This is a genomic window from Longispora fulva (assembly GCF_015751905.1).
Taxonomy (GTDB): domain Bacteria; phylum Actinomycetota; class Actinomycetes; order Mycobacteriales; family Micromonosporaceae; genus Longispora; species Longispora fulva.
The window spans coordinates 6,401,090-6,415,815 of record NZ_JADOUF010000001.1 but is presented as its reverse complement, the minus strand read 5'-3'; the positions used below and the strand labels follow the sequence as shown (position 1 = coordinate 6,415,815).

The following is a 14,726-nucleotide window of genomic DNA, read 5'->3' as shown; positions in this document are numbered from 1 at the left end:
CCCGCCGAGGAGGAGGGGACTGGTGCTGCGACGGGCGCGGTCAAGGGGCCGACTACTTTCGGGTTCGACAGGCCGTCGAGGGCTCGGGGGCGGGGGACGGGCTGGCGCTCGCTGACGCGCTGGCACCGGCCGTGGCCGCCGGGGTGGGCGTGGGGGTCGCCGTGACCGTGGCCGACGGGGTCGGGCTGGCCTGCAGGCTGCCCTGCGGGGTCGGCGACGGCGCGGAGCTCGGGGTGGCGCACAGCGGGAGCAGGTTGTCGTTGTCGGAACGCTCGTCCGTCAGCGACGCCAGCAGCGCCTGCGCCTTGGTCAGGTCACCGACCTGGATGCCCTTGCGCACCTTCTCCTGGGCCACCGGGGTCAGGTCCCCGACCTGCCGGGCGCTCACCACGTCCACCTTGGACAGGTTGAGGCCGGCGACCGAACCCGGCACGCCCTTGAAGATGGCCACCTGGCCACTGGCGGTGGCACCCACGTAGTACTGCGACTGGGTGTAGAACCACGCGCCCGCGCCGGTACCGGCGAGCACGAGCAGGATCACGACCACCAGCAGCGTGTTGCGGACCGGGTGCCCCTTGGGCCCGACCTCGTCCTCCAGGCTGACGACCGGGCCCTCGGGCGCGGCGGGGCGCGGCGGCTGGAGGGCCGCCGCCCGGCCGGCGGAGCTGGTCAGGTCGACGGGCCGGTTGGTGTCCCGGTTCTGGGCCGCGGCGCCGTCCACGATCGGGGTGCCCTCGACGATGTCGCCGTCGGTGACGTCCGCGATGATGACCGTGATGTTGTCCGGGCCACCGCCGCGCAGGGCGAGCTGGATCAGCCGCTCCACACACTGCCCCGGATCGGCGATCGTCCGCAGGGTCTCCCCGATGGTCTCGAAGCTGACCACGGCGGACAGGCCGTCGCTGCACAGCAGGAGACGGTCGCCGGAGCGGGCCTCCAGAATCGAGTACTCCGGGTGGACGTCGAGGGTGCCCATCGCCTGGGTGATCAGGGACCGCTGCGGGTGGCTGCTGGCCTCCTCGAGCGTGATCCGCCCCTCGTCCACCAGCATCTGGACGTACGTGTCGTCCTTGGTGATCTGGGCGAACTCGCCGCCGCGCAGGAGATAGGCCCGCGAGTCGCCGACGTGGACCATGCCGAACCGACTGCCGGAGAACAGCATCCCCGTCAGGGTCGCGCCCATCCCCTCGAACTGGGGATTGGCGTCCACGATGCCGCGCAGCCGCTGGTTGGCCAGATCCACGGCACGGCGTAACGGCTCGACCACGTCGATGCCGGGCACGTCCTCGTCGAGCGGTGCCAGGGTGCCGATCACGATGTTGCTCGCCACGTCACCGGCGGCCATGCCGCCCATGCCGTCGGAGACAGCCAGCAGGCGCGGTCCAGCGTAGACGGAGTCTTCGTTCCCGCTGCGAATCAGACCGCGGTCACTGCGAGCCGCGAAGCGCAATGTCAATGTCATGGCCGTAGCTCTAGTGACGTGCGGCCGATGCGAATCGGCACGCCCAGGGGGACGGGGGTCAGTCCGGAGACTTTAGCGCGATCGAGGTACGTCCCGTTAGTGGAACCGAGATCCTCCACGTACCACTGGCCGCCGCGGGGCACGAGCCGGGCGTGCCGGGCCGACGCGAAGTCATCGGTGATGACCAACGTCGAGTCCTCCGCCCGGCCGATCGTGATCGGCGCCTCGGCCAACGTGATCCTGGTGCCGGCGAGCGAGCCCTCGGTCACCACCAGCAGGTGCGCCGCCCGGCCCTTCTTGCCCTTCGGCGGACGCGGAGTGCCCACGGCACCCGCGCCCACCCCCCGCGGTGCGGCCACGAGCCGGCCGGCGCGTGCCCCGATGAACAGGTCACGCCGGACGACCCCGACCACGGCGAACACGAAGATCCACAGCAGGACGAGGAAGCCGAAACGTGCGACGGCGAGGACGAGGTCCGGCAACGGGGTTAGCCGTCCACGCGGAGCGTCAACGAGGTCGTGCCGATCTGGATGACGTCACCGGGGTTGAGGGCCACCGCCGACACCCGCTGGCTGTTGACCAGCGTGCCGTTCGTGGACCCCAGATCGGTGAGCACCACCTGGGCGCCGTCGAAGTCCAGCCGGGCGTGCCGGCGGGAGATCCCGACGTCGGGCAGCCGGAGCTGCGCCTGCTCGCCACGGCCGATGATCGTGGAACCGATCGCCACCGAGTACTGCCGGCCGTCGTTGGAGATCAGGCGCGGCGTGCGCGCCCCTCCACCCGCCGGCGGCGGGGGCTGGTAGCCACCGCCCTGGTCGAAACCACCGGGCGACGGGGGCGGCGGGTAGCCACCACCCTGGTCGTACGAGGGCTGCGGGGCGCTGTACGCCGGCTGCGGCGCGACCTCACCACCCGTGTAGACCTCGGCCGTGACCCGGAACATGCCCGTGTCCAGCCCTTCACCACGCTCGACCTCGACGATCACGTCCCCGTACACCGTCCAGCCCTGCTCGCCGATGAACTCGGCCTGGGACTGGGCCAGCTCCTGGGCCAGCGCGGCCGCGTAGGGGGCGAGTCGCCCGTGGTCGTACTGGGAGAGATCGATCACATACCTGTTCGGTACGAGAGTGCGTCCTCCCGCCAATATGGCCTTGTGTGCCTCCGCCTCGCGTTGCATGGCGTTGAGGATCTCCACAGGGTGTACTACCCCCTTGAAGACCTTCGCGAAGGCCCCTTCCACCAGGCCTTCCAACCTCTTCTCGAAGCGTTGCAGAACGCTCACCGGCTCCTCCTTGGGTCCCGACGTGATGATGGTATCCGGACGGGGCTACCTGAGGACGGGTCGTCTCCCAGAGACATGCTAGAGTTCCCACCGCATGCAGGAGAAACCCCGGTATGGGGTAGTCTTCTCAGGTCGCTTCGGAGTTTGCCGCCGAAGTGTCGCACGTCTGAGGCCTTCAAGTAAGGTGTACAGCGCGCACCGGGGATGTGGCGGAATGGCAGACGCGCACGGTTCAGGTCCGTGTACTCGAAAGGGTGTGAGGGTTCAACTCCCTCCATCCCCACCAGCGGTAACGTGATGAGGTCCGGTCGGTTGACCGGGCCTCTCCTCGTTTGTGGGGAAAGTCCCTGTCCGGTCGCACAGGTGACGGATGACGGACACCACAATCCTGATCCCCGCGACATTTTCGGCGAGTTCTACCCGCACCTTCCGTGTGTGATCATCAACTGGGCCGCCTGGCCGCTCTCCCGGGTGCCGAAACCGGCCGTCTGGGAACTCAGCCCCTCCAGCTCGTAGGCGTGGCCGCCGTTGGACACCGGGCCGGCGGGCAGCGTGAAGACGATCCAGCCCGAGCCGCCGCCGGTCCACGAACGGGTCAGTTCCGCCCCGCGCGCCGGCCGGTTGTTCCACGTCGCGGAGCCCTCCGACCAGGCGGCCGCCAGACGGTGCACCCGCAGCCCGCCGGACACGTGCTTCGCCCACAGCCGGAGCTCGACCGAGGACGCGCACCGGCCGGCCGGCACCCCGGCCACCTCGAACCGGACCAGGACCTGGCGTTGCAGGGCGGGGTTCGACGTCTGCACGCACGGGTCGCCGCAGGTGGACGCGTCGTCCTGGCCGCCGAACTGGGTCGAGTCCGGGAAGCCGCGCCAGATCGTGGTGTCGTCGGTGGCGGCGTAGGTGGCGGTCACCGCCTGGTCGGCGGGGGACCGGCCCGGGGTGGCCGGCGGTCCCGGCGTGCCCGTGTCGGAGGTGCCTGTGCCGGACGTGCCTGTGCCCGGGCCACCAGTCCCGGATGTGCCGTCGCCGGAGGAATCGGAGGGGCCGGAGCCCGGGGAACCGCCAGGGTCACCGCCAGTACCCCCGCCGTCCGTGCTGCCGGAACCGCCGGCTCCGCCCGGCGGGGCAGAACCCTCCGGGGACGGCTCGTACGCCGGGGTATCGGCGCCGCCGCCCTCCTGGGACATGGCCTGGCTGGGGCCGCCCAGGTCCCGCACCGCCCGCACCACCGCGCCGACAGTGACGGTCATCACGAGGACCAGCATGAGCGCCGTCATCACGCGGACGGGGAAACTGGTGCGACGCCAGGCGACGGTGAGGACACCGGCGGCCAGCTCCGGCGGGATGACCGGGGTCGCGGGATCAGCCGGATCCACGGAACCGGCGACCTCCCCCACTTCCGGCCCGCCCCGTGCCGCGGCGGTCTCGTGCTGAAGCGCTCCACCGAGAGGCACGGTGTCGGCATCCGGGCCGGTGGGGCTGTGCGGTACCAGTACCCCCCAAGGGGTGGTGTCGGCGATCGGGCCGCCGGCCGCGAGCCTGCGCCGCGCCCCCGCCCACCTCCGCACGTCCTCCTCGTCCTCCGAGCACGCCCGCACGAACGCCGCGACGATCTCCTCGCGGGGCAGCGTGCTGCGGCCCAGCGCCGTGGTCAGGGTCGCCCGGGGCAGGATGTCGCCGCTGACCGCCGCCCGCTTCTCCAACTCGCGGAACGACCGGCCGTGCCATTCCTTGAGGCGGCGCAGCGCGCGGACGAACTCCTCCGGTGTACCCGTGCTGTCCGGGCACGGCCGGCCATCGTCCGACATCGGGGCTCCCTTCGCGCCCGGATCAGTCCGGGGCGCGTCGAAGGTTACGGATGTCGGGGAGCCAGGGCATCCCGTCGTGAGTTGAAAAAGCGGTACACCCCGGGCGGTAGCTCACCCGAGGTGTACAACCCGTGCGGTACTAGCCCTCCGCGCGGTCGGCGTTCGCCAGGATCGCCGCGCGGACGTACACGGCGAGGCCCTCGCCGTCCGCGTCGATGGTCGCCGTGAACCGGGGGTCCGCGACGTACATCTCTGCCAGTCCACGGTGGATCTCGTACGTGCAGTCGTAGTACCAGCGCGTGATGTGCTGGCGGTGCTCCTCGGCGAGGTCCGTCGCCTGCGGGTCGTCGGCCGGGATCCCGCTGGTCATCGCCAGGGCCAGCCGCTGGTTGATGCTGGCGGCCTGGCCCTTGATGACCAGCCAGTCCTCCTTGGTGTACGACCTCGTCCGCCGCGCGCTCTCCCGGAACGCGTCCGTGCCGCCCCACCGCCGCTCGGCCTCGACCTCGTGCTCGGCCGGGTCGTGGTTCCCGAACACCTCGAACCGCTCCTCCGGCGTCAATGTGATCCCCACCTGTCTCGCCTCCATCGCGAACTCGACCGCCGCCACCATGTCCTGCAGCCGGCCGATCCGGCTGAGCAGCAGCTCCCGCTGACGCCGCAGGTGCGCGGTCGCGTCGGCGTCCGGATCACCGAGGATGGCGGCGATCTCTTCCAGGGGGAACCCGAGTTCCCGGTAGAACAGCAGACTCTGCAGCCGTTCGAGGTCGGAGTCGTCGTACCGGCGGTAGCCGGCCGAGCTGCGCCCGCTCGGGGACAGCAGTCCGATCTCGTCGTAGTGGTGCAGCGTGCGCACCGTCACGTCGGCGTACTTCGCCACCTGACCCACCGAGTAACCCATCGTTCCCCCTCTGTCGAGATCCAGCGTGGGGCCTGCCGTTACGTGAGGGTCAAGCGGCTATTTCAGGATCTCGCGGACCTCCTCGGCCCCGACCAGGAAGCCGTGCACGCCCTGGGCGCGGTGCCGGGCCGCCTCGGCGAGCACATGGGTGGCCCACGCCTCCAGGGCCAGGATGCTCGCCAGGTCGCGCCGGTCCGCCGGGAGCATGTCCTCGTCCTCCTCGTCGATCAGGCCGTAGGACAGCACGGCCTCGGCAACCGTGCGCCGGGCGCCGTCGAGGTCACCGAGGCTGTTGTACTGCCAGTGCTGGCCGCCGAGGCACGTCACGCCGTACCACTCGATCTCGCCGTTCTCCGTGTCCGCCGTGGCCACGACCGCCACCTCGTCGCCGGTGTCGCGCCGCCAGTGCAGCGCCGGCGAGGCCTTGCCCTCACCGACGCACGTCAGGATGATCCTGGCGAGCACCTCGCTGCTCGCGATCTGGGCGGACTCCAGGTCGGGGCAGTCCTCGAGGAGCACGGCGAAGGGGACGGGGCCCTCGGCGTAGACGCCGTACCGGTACGGCTCCTTCGCGCTCTGCCAGGTCTCCGCGCACCACTCTGCCTGCGGGCCGCCGAACGCCGTGAACGTCGGGGGCTGCGCGCCCGGCCCGAGCGCCGCGATCATCTCCTCCTTGGAAACGATCTTCCCGCCGTCACCAAAGACCCACTCGTTCTGCTCCATTTGCCGAATTCTAGGCCCGACCCGCTCCGCAGGCCTTCAGGCGGCCACTTCGACCGGCCGATCGTCGGGCTCGCCGACGCGTCCGAGCCATGGTGCCGACGCACGTCGGTCCAGGGACGCGGCGTAACCGAGAAATGATCTTGATTTGGGGTTACTCGGCGGAGCCGCGGATGATCAGGGTGGTCGGGATGCGCACCTCGCGGGCCGGCAGCCGCGGGTCGGTCAGCCGGGTGTCGAGGAGCTCCATCGCCGCGCGCCCGATCCCCTCGGCGTCCTGTGCGATCACGGTCAGCCCCGGGACGAGCAGGTCCGCGAGCTCCAGGTCGTCGAAGCCGATCAGGGCGGTCCGCCGCGGCAGGTTCGGCAGCTGGCGGAGCACCTCCGCCGTGATCCGGTTGTTGGCCGTGATCAGGGCGGTGACCGGGCCGGCGCCGGCGAGCCCGCCGGGCACCGGGCCGAGGCCGAGCAGGTCGCCGAGGGAGTGCGCGATGCCCTCCGGGGTGGGCGCGGCGAGCCGGACCAGGGCCTCGTCCCCGGCGATGCCGTGTTCGGCGAGGGCCGCGCGGTAGGCGACGACGCGTTCGCGGGCGGTGTAGACCATCTGGTCGTCGCCCAGGTAGCCGATCCGGCGGTGGCCGTGGCTGACCAGGTGCGCGACCGCCGCGCGGATGCCGCCCACGTTGTCGGACAGCACGGTGTCGGCCAGGATGCCGTGCGCTGGCCGGTCGATGGCGACCACCGGCAGGCCGGCCTCGACCTCCGGGTGCAGGTAGTCCTGGGAGTCGGCGATCGGGGCGAGGATCAGGGCGTCCGGGCGGCGGGCGCAGAAAGCCAGCGCCACCTCGCGTTCGCGCTTCGGGTCCTCGTGCGTCGAGCCGATCATGACGACCTGGCCGTCGCGGTGCGCCGTCATCTCCACGGCACGGCCGATCGCGGCGAAGAAGGGGTCCGCGATGTCGCGGACGACCATCGCGAGGGTGCCGGCCCGGCCGCTGCGGAGCTGGCGGGCGCTCTCGTTGCGGCGGTAGCCGAGCTCGATGATCGCCTGCTCGACGCGGGCCAGGGTGCCGGGGCCGACGCCCGGTTCGCCGTTGACGACGCGGGAGACGGTCTTGAGGGCGACGCCGGCCTGGGCCGCCACGTCTTTCATGGTGGGGCGCCGGGGAGGAGTGACGGCTGTCATGAGTGCTAAGCGTAGTTGACAACGGGCTCGACAACGTTGTCTGGTCACAGAGTGCTCAGATGATCGTTACGACGGCCGGGTGGCGAGGGCGGGGCGACATCTGGGCGAAGTCCGTTACCGCCCTTTTTACCGGACCTGTGTCCAGCGTCACTCTCGGTGGGGAACCCATCGGGCGCGAAGTGACTCTTCCTTCATGTGGAGTCGGAGTGGTCAGGCTCTGGGTCCACGGAGGGGTCTTCACGGCGGCGGGGCTGTGGAGATTTCCGAGGGGGATATGTGGCCCGGTCCGGTGGTAGCGGTGTCTACCACGGGGCCGGGCCAGCACTTTTTCCACGCCGGAGGGGCGCGTATTCCACGCCGGGGCGCGCCGGAGTGCTGCGCTCCACGCGGCGGAGCCCCGAGTGGTTCAACCTCGGGTTCGCTGGCACCACGGGTTGTTGGACCCAGGCTCGCCGGAACCATCGGGGTCGCTGAGCCACCGAAGCCGCCGGGACCGAGCGTCGCAACGTCCGGGCCCTCCGCGCAGAGATGCGGTCGCTCACGGGCTTCCACTCCGGGTAAGCCCCAGCCACAGTCCCACATCGCGTCCACATTCTTCGATGTCCCATCGGCGTGACAACCTCCCACCCAGACCTTGACATCGTTGTCATACCGGGAATACGGTTCCGCCCACCACCGCCGTCCAGAGTGGGGAGACCACCCCGTGCGCCACCCGGGCCGACCGACCGGCCACCCCGGCATCGCCCGGCTTCTCGTTCCAGAAGAACACCGCCTCGGGGAGGGCGCACCCAAGGAATAGGAGTCCGCAGGATGAAACTGTCAACACTGGTGGCGGTCGTCGTCACCCTGGCCGGGGCCACCGTGGCCGGGGCCGCCCCACCGGCATCGGCCGAACCGCGCCCGACCGACGCTGTCACGGCCGGGCAGACCGGAGCCGGACAGCCGGGATCCGTCGCGGCCTCGGCCGGGGCCGCCACCCAGCCGTACGCCTCCTACTGGCACCCCAGCACCATCCTCAACTGGGACCCGGCCACCGACCCGGACGCCAGGTTCAACCGTTCCAAGGTCGCGCTCCAGCCCAGGACGCAGAACCCGGCGCTGAAGGCGAACGCCAACGCGCGCGCCGGCGAGGGCCGGATCGCCTCCCTGGCGGCGTTCGCACCGACCTCCGGCAACCCGTCGGCCGGCGCGCCGGACGAGAACTACTACGCGTTCGGGTACTGGCAGTACATCGACACCCTGGTCTTCTGGGGCGGCTCGGCGAGCGAGGGCCTGATCCTCGCCCCGAACCCGACCGTGATCGACGCGGCGCACCGCAACGGGGTGAAGGTGTACGGCACGGTCTTCTTCCCGCCGACGGCGTACGGCGGCCAGTTGCAGTGGGTGCGCGACTTCGTGGTCAAGTCGGGGTCGACCTACCCGGTCGCGGACAAGATGAACCAGGTCGCGCAGTACTACGGCTTCGACGGCTGGTTCATCAACCAGGAGACCGGCGGGGGCGACACCGCGCTGGCGACGTCGATCCGGTCGTTCATGAAGTACGCGCGGCCGTTCCCAACCCAGTTCATGTGGTACGACTCCATGGTCGAGTCGGGCTCGGTCTCCTGGCAGGACGCGCTGAACAGCAGCAACGACTCCTTCCTCCAGGAGGGCTCGACCAGGGTCTCCGACTCGATGTTCCTCAACTTCAACTGGGGCTCCTCGCTGTCGTCCTCGGCCTCGTACGCCGGCACCCTGGGCCGCAGCCCCTACGATCTCTACGCCGGCATCGACACCGAGTCCAACGGCTACGACAGCTCCGTGTCCTGGGGGAACCTGTTCCCCGCCGGGACGGCGCACACCACCTCGCTGGGCATCTACCGTCCCGAGTGGACCTGGAAGTCCTCCACCGGCCGGGCGGACTTCATGACCCGCGACGCCCGGTACTGGGTCGGGGCCAACAACGACCCCTCCAACACGACGACCAGCTCCTCGTGGAAGGGACTGGCCACCTATGTCGCCGAGTCCACGCCCGTCACGAAGCTCCCGTTCACGACGAGCTTCAACACCGGGCAGGGCACGTCCTACAGCGTCGACGGGGCGCGCCTGGCGACCGGGGGTTGGAACAACCTGGCGTTGCAGGACGTGCTGCCGACGTACCGGTGGCTGGTGTCGTCCAGCGGGGCGAAGCTGACGCCGAACCTGGACTTCGCGGACGCGTACAACGGAGGATCCTCGCTCCTGATCTCCGGCACGCTGAACGCCACCAACACGATCCGGCTCTACGAGTCGCAGCTGCCCGTGTCGGCGACGACGCAGCTGGCCCTGACGGTGAAGACCCCGGCGGCCGGGGCGACGAACCTGTCAGCGGCCGTGGCGTTCACCGACGCTCCGACGAGCTTCGTGACCCTGCCGCTCGGCTCGACGTCCGGCACGGGCTGGGAGACCAAGACGTTGGACCTGTCGGGCTACGCCGGCAAGACCGTCGCCCAGATCGGCCTCTCCGTGGCCGGCGCGGCGACCAGCTACTCGATCCGGGTCGGCCAACTCTCCGTGTACGACACCACGGCCGCCCCCGCCGCGCCGTCCGCCGTCACGGTGACCGGCGTGACCGACGTGTCCTCCGCCAGCAAGGCCCTCCGGCTGTCCTGGTCTGGCACCGCCGCCCGCTACAACGTCTACCGCCGCAACCCGGACAGCACCCGCACCTACCTGGGCGGCACCGGCAACGACGTGTACTACGTCCCCCGCCTCGACCGGGTCGGCACCGAGACGACCACGACCATCGAGGTCGAGGCGGTGTCCACGACCCTCGACCGCTCCCCGGCCGCGACCACCACCGTGTCCTGGACCGGTACCCCCACCGCGTCGAACCTGGCGCTGAACCGTCCAGCCACCGCGTCCAGTTCCTGCAACGCCAACGAGGGGGCTCCCAAGGCGGTGAACGGGACCGTCAACGGCGGTAATTCGGACAAGTGGTGCGCGCTGACCAGCACGAAGTGGTTGGAGGTGGACCTCGGCTCCTCGCGTTCCCTGACCCAGTTCGTGGTGAAGCACGCCGGGGCCGGCGGGGAGTCGACATCCTGGAACACGAAGGCGTTCACGATCCAGACCCGCGCCTCGACGAGTGATCCGTGGTCGACGGCCGTGACGGTCACGGCGAACACGGCCAACATCTCTACCCACCCGGCGACGGTGACGGCCCGCTATGTCCGGCTCACCGTGACCACCCCGACGCAGAACTCCGATCCGGCGGCCCGGATCTACGAGTTCGAGGCCTGGGGGACATAGCCCGGCACGCGGCTTCGGGCCGGGTACCGCGTCGCGTCGCCTCGCGTCGCCTCGCCCGAAGCCGCGTCAACCCGACAACCCAGATCAACAGCATCATCTGTTACGCCGCGTCCCTGCCCCTGCCCCATCGGCACCTCTGCGAGGACCCGCCCCGACCGTCGACCGCAGGGCACGCCTCAGATGCGCCAACCCGGCCTGGCTCTCGTGTGGAACACGCCCGGGAACGTGGCGCACGGGAACACCCTCACCCGCGAGAGCTGCACCCGATCGAACGCTTCCACCTGCTGTTGGGTGAACCGGGTCCGTTCGATGCCGTACCCGTCGAAGCACTCCGGCCGGGCGCACCGCAGAACGGGGTCCACGGCTTCACTTCTCGTGCCCGACGCGGGGCCGCATGTGCCAGCCCCCGCAGGGCTCGCAGCGCACCGCGATCAGCCTTCCGTCGCGGCCCCCTGCGAGCCGAAGCGTCTGCAACGCCTCAGCATCGGCGAGGACAGCAAGGCCCTGCCCCTCATACCTGCACCGCTGCAGCAGCTCGGCTCCCGCAGTAGCGAACACGCTGTAGTAGACCGTCACGGCGTCAACCCCAGCGTGTCCAGATACCGCCACGCTGCTCGACGCGATGGACACGGCGCGGGAGTCACCACTCCTGTGTTCGCATAGCACCTGCCACAGGAGCCGATCAGGTTCTCGACATGCTCGACCATGATGCGCTCGGCCTGCTCCAGGGAAGAGATCCCCGGCTCCCCGAATCCGCCACCGGGCGCCATCACTTCGCGCCACACAGCTCTTGAAGCGCGAGGCGTGTCTCGACGGTGACGTCACAAGGATCCGGAAACGCATTTCCATCTGGCCACCGGCAGATCGGGCAGAACCCGTCCACAGCCATGTGCCGCCGGAGCTCGCTCGTCAGCGACACGGTCTCCCGTTCCCACTTGGCTACCTCGGCTTCGCTGGGGTGTCTCACCGCGCCGTCTCCCTTCGCCGACCAACTACAGAAAAGCATAGTTGCTTACCCGTTAAGGTAGCAAGCTTTTCTGTGCGTGCGAAGGCGGACCTGTGCAACCTTGGAAAGGTCAGCGGGCGGGCAGTCGGTATTCCAATTCGAAGACGTGCCCTGCCTTGACCAGCACTGAAGCCTCGATCGGCCGCCGCTCTACTGTGAACACGATCCGGAATGTCCGCAGCACGGGCACGTCGTCGGGCAACTCCAGGGCGACGAACTCCTCCGACGTCGGCAGCCTGACGGAGATCCGGTCCACGAACTCGACAGGCGGCATGCCCATCTCGGTGAGCAGAGTCGGCGAGCCGCCGGGAATCCTGCGCCGGTCAGCGAGCCGCGTGCCGCGCGCGATCTCCACCGGGTAGTACGACCTGATCAGTTCCGCGGGCTGGCCGTTGAGCAGCATGAGCCGGTGCCGCATCACCGCGACACCGTTCTCGGGCAACCCCAGAGCGTCGCGCACCTGAGCCGGCGGCCGGGCTTCACCCACCTCAAGGATCCGCGCCTCGCCTCGTAGGTTGCGCTTCGCCGCCTCGGTCACCCAACTGTGCGGTTCACCCGGGGAAGACGGAGGCATGTACGAGGCAGGTTCCACCGCCTGCTGCGGGTTCTCCCGAACGTAGACACCGCTGCCGGCGCGACCGATCAGGAAGCCCTCCTGCTTGAGCACTGCTAGCGACCGCTGCACGGTTTGGTTGGTCACCCCGTAGTTGGCCATGAGCGCCTGGGTGGTCGGGAGCTTGGCACCCGGCAAGAGGTCGCCGGACATGATCCGAGCCCGGATCTCGGCGGCGATCTGCTGGTGTGGCGGGCGCGGATCTCCTCTGTCAACCATCGAGTTCCCTACCCGATCGTGGTCTCGTAGCTCAGGTGACGACCACGAGCGGGCATCACCATGACGCTCAACTCGACCGGCAGGCCGCCGCCCGCCAGCACCCGGCGGCAGAGCACGAGCACCGGCTCGTCCATGTCAAGTCCCAACGTGGCGCGCTCCTCCGCTGTGGGCATCCGCGCCATGATGTCCTCACGGGCCTCGACGGGTGGGTAGCCGATCTCGCCGAGCAGCGTCACCGCCCCGCCAGGAATCTTGCGGGCCTCGGCCAGCCTCGTGCCAAGAGCCAGGCTCGCCGGATAGTAGGAGTCAGTGAGTTCGACCGGCTTGTCGCCCACATACATGACTCTGCGGCGAACGACCACACGGCCGGTCGGGTCAAGGCCCAGCGCCTGCGCCACATCTGTCGGCGCATCGATCTCCGCGACCTCGGCGAGGCGCTGGGATCCGACCAGTCCCGCATTCGCCAACTCCTCGGCCCAGGCATCGGGTTGGCCGCTCGAACGAGGTAGGAGATAGGGCCGCGACGGGTTCGACCATCGAGATGATTCGGCCACGGCTGCTCCTCGACCAGATCGGCGATCTTACTACCGTACAACCTAAGGTGGGATCGACCGCTGGTCAGTCGCGTGAAGTGAACCGACGGCGTCTTGGGAAGGGGTCGACATGGCGAGAACCAGCATCGACGTGGACGACGAGCTGTTCCGCAGAGCGATGGTTGAACTCGGTACCAGAACGGTCGCCGACACGGTGAACGAGGCGCTGCGGATCATCGCCGGCAGGAACAAGACCCGGCGCATCTTCGAGGCCATCGCCACCGGTGAGATCACCTACTCCGAAGCTGTGGACCGCCACCCAGAGGACTGGGATGTCCCGGCTCCCGCGATTTCTGGAAAGTGCCGACCATCGACTTACCAGGATTGAACTCTTGGTCAGCCGCCCGCGAACGGGGGCAGGACGTCGACCGTCGAGCCGGCCGGGAGCGCGGCCGCCCGGTCCCGACACGACACCTCGTTGACCAGGTAGGACGCCGAGGTCAGCACCCTGGCCAGCGGCTCGCCGTGCCGCCGACCCAGCAGCTCCAGCAACTCGCCGAGTGTGCCCGCGTCGACCACCTCGCTCGACAGCCCGGACGCCGCCCGGGCACCGGCGAAATACCGCACGGTCACGGTGACCCCGACCGCAACGGACGCGAGGCCGACCGTCCCCGGCAGCGCATCGACCGGAGCACCCGGGCTGACCGGAGCCCCCGGCAGCGGCGGCGCCTCGAAGCGCGAAGACACCCTCAGCCCCCGATCGCCGACATCGGCCGGTCCGGCTGCAGGAACGTCGGATCGTCGATCCCGTGCCCCGGCAGCTTCCCCCACATGGCCTTCCGCCACAGCTCGGCGATGTCCTCGTCACTGGCCCCTTCGCGCAGCGGCCCGCGCAGGTCCGTCTCGCCTCGGGCGAACAGGCAGTTGCGCACCTGCCCGTCGGCCGTGAGCCGGGTCCGGTCGCAGTCGCCGCAGAACGGGCGGGTGACGCTCGCGATGACGCCGACCTTCGCCGGCCCGCCGTCGACGAGCCAGGTTTCGGCCGGGTTGGAGCCCCGTACCGTGCCCAGGTCGGGGGTCAACGTGAACCGGGTGGCCAACGAGGCCAGGATCTCTTCGCCCGTGACCATGTTCTCCCGGTGCCAGCCGTGCTGGGCGTCGAGCGGCATCTGCTCGATGAACCGCAGCTCGTAGCCGTGCTCGATGGCGAACGCCAGCAGCGAGGGGGCCTCGTGGGCGTTGTGCTCGCGGAGCAGCACAGTATTGATCTTCACCGGGGTCAGGCCGGCGGCTGCGGCTGCGGCGATCCCGTCGAGGGTGTCGGCGAGCCGGTCGCGGTGCGCGAGGGCGATGAAGGTGTCCCGGTCGAGGGTGTCGAGCGAGATGTTCACCCGGTTCAGTCCGGCCTCGGCGAGCGGGGCGGCCAGCCGGGTCAGGCCGAGCGCGTTCGTGGTCAGCGAGGTGTGCGCCGGGGTGTTGCGGACGATCTCCACGAGGCCGGGGCGCAGCAGGGGCTCGCCGCCGGTGTAGCGCACCTCGGTCACGCCGAGTAGCGACGTCGCGATGCCGACCAGTCGGATGATCTCGGCGTCGGTCAGGATGTCCGCGGACGGCAGCCAGGGCAGGCCCTCGGGGGGCATGCAGTAGGTGCACCGCAGGCTGCAGCGGTCCGTGAGGGAGACGCGCAGGTCCGTGGCGACCCGACCGTACTGGTCCTGGAGCATGC

14 protein-coding genes and 1 tRNA gene are annotated in these 14,726 nt (G+C 69.9%); 3 read left to right on the top strand and 12 right to left on the bottom strand.

Translation table 11 applies throughout. The features are described 5' to 3' along the window. Positions 1–52: 52 nt before the first annotated feature. Genes IW245_RS29155 through IW245_RS29145 form a run of 3 tightly spaced genes read right to left on the bottom strand, consistent with a single transcriptional unit; the run spans position 53 to position 2,771 of the window. On the bottom strand, positions 53–1,462 hold the full coding sequence (locus IW245_RS29155) for a PP2C family protein-serine/threonine phosphatase (protein WP_197006340.1): 1,410 nt from the start codon (positions 1,460–1,462) through the stop codon (positions 53–55). Further along, positions 1,459–1,944 (bottom strand): FHA domain-containing protein FhaB/FipA, encoded by a 486-nt coding sequence (locus tag IW245_RS29150; protein ID WP_197006339.1) that lies wholly within the window; start codon positions 1,942–1,944, stop codon positions 1,459–1,461. Before IW245_RS29150 ends, IW245_RS29155 begins: the two co-directional genes overlap by 4 nt. A 5-nt stretch (positions 1,945–1,949) precedes the next feature. After that, positions 1,950–2,771, bottom strand: coding sequence for an FHA domain-containing protein (locus tag IW245_RS29145; protein ID WP_197008738.1), 822 nt, complete (start codon positions 2,769–2,771; stop codon positions 1,950–1,952). A 173-nt stretch (positions 2,772–2,944) separates the two neighbouring features. Between IW245_RS29145 and IW245_RS29140 the strand changes: the two genes are divergently transcribed. Further along, positions 2,945–3,030: transfer RNA gene (locus tag IW245_RS29140), tRNA-Leu, on the top strand. A 130-nt stretch (positions 3,031–3,160) separates the two neighbouring features. On the opposite strand, the gene IW245_RS29135 is transcribed toward IW245_RS29140, so the two are convergent. From IW245_RS29135 to IW245_RS29120, 4 genes are all read right to left on the bottom strand, one after another. After that, a complete protein-coding gene (locus IW245_RS29135; protein ID WP_197006338.1) occupies positions 3,161–4,552 on the bottom strand; it encodes a DNRLRE domain-containing protein in 1,392 nt (463 codons plus the stop codon). Between the two features lie 139 nt (positions 4,553–4,691). Then, positions 4,692–5,453, bottom strand: coding sequence for a MerR family transcriptional regulator (locus IW245_RS29130; protein ID WP_197006337.1), 762 nt, complete (start codon positions 5,451–5,453; stop codon positions 4,692–4,694). A 57-nt stretch (positions 5,454–5,510) separates the two neighbouring features. Next, positions 5,511–6,176 (bottom strand): hypothetical protein, encoded by a 666-nt coding sequence (locus IW245_RS29125; RefSeq protein ID WP_197006336.1) that lies wholly within the window; start codon positions 6,174–6,176, stop codon positions 5,511–5,513. 151 nt (positions 6,177–6,327) lie between these two features. Further along, positions 6,328–7,326, bottom strand: a complete 999-nt coding sequence (locus IW245_RS29120; protein ID WP_197008737.1) for a LacI family DNA-binding transcriptional regulator — start codon at positions 7,324–7,326, stop codon at positions 6,328–6,330. A gap of 843 nt (positions 7,327–8,169) precedes the next feature. On the opposite strand from IW245_RS29120, the gene IW245_RS29115 reads away from it, so the two are divergent. After that, entirely contained in the window at positions 8,170–10,629 is a 2,460-nt protein-coding gene (locus IW245_RS29115; RefSeq protein WP_197006335.1) for an endo-beta-N-acetylglucosaminidase, read from the top strand. 176 nt (positions 10,630–10,805) lie between these two features. On the opposite strand, the gene IW245_RS29110 is transcribed toward IW245_RS29115, so the two are convergent. The 3 genes from IW245_RS29110 to IW245_RS29100 form a co-directional block, all read right to left on the bottom strand. Then, entirely contained in the window at positions 10,806–10,991 is a 186-nt protein-coding gene (locus tag IW245_RS29110) for a hypothetical protein (RefSeq protein WP_197006334.1), read from the bottom strand. Positions 10,992–11,705: 714 nt separating this feature from the next. Beyond that, positions 11,706–12,467 carry a GntR family transcriptional regulator gene (locus tag IW245_RS29105; protein ID WP_197006333.1) on the bottom strand — a complete coding sequence of 254 codons (762 nt, stop codon included), beginning with the start codon at positions 12,465–12,467 and terminating at the stop codon, positions 11,706–11,708. 8 nt (positions 12,468–12,475) lie between these two features. Further along, positions 12,476–13,021: a UTRA domain-containing protein gene (locus tag IW245_RS29100; RefSeq protein ID WP_233472843.1), complete on the bottom strand. Its 546-nt coding sequence runs from the start codon at positions 13,019–13,021 to the stop codon at positions 12,476–12,478. Between the two features lie 109 nt (positions 13,022–13,130). On the opposite strand from IW245_RS29100, the gene IW245_RS29095 reads away from it, so the two are divergent. Further along, positions 13,131–13,388, top strand: coding sequence for a type II toxin-antitoxin system VapB family antitoxin (locus tag IW245_RS29095; RefSeq protein ID WP_197006332.1), 258 nt, complete (start codon positions 13,131–13,133; stop codon positions 13,386–13,388). 8 nt (positions 13,389–13,396) lie between these two features. On the opposite strand, the gene IW245_RS29090 is transcribed toward IW245_RS29095, so the two are convergent. Then, positions 13,397–13,678 carry a MoaD/ThiS family protein gene (locus IW245_RS29090; protein ID WP_197008735.1) on the bottom strand — a complete coding sequence of 94 codons (282 nt, stop codon included), beginning with the start codon at positions 13,676–13,678 and terminating at the stop codon, positions 13,397–13,399. A gap of 71 nt (positions 13,679–13,749) precedes the next feature. After that, on the bottom strand, positions 13,750–14,724 hold the full coding sequence (moaA, locus tag IW245_RS29085; protein WP_197006331.1) for a GTP 3',8-cyclase MoaA: 975 nt from the start codon (positions 14,722–14,724) through the stop codon (positions 13,750–13,752). Positions 14,725–14,726 lie beyond the last annotated feature (2 nt).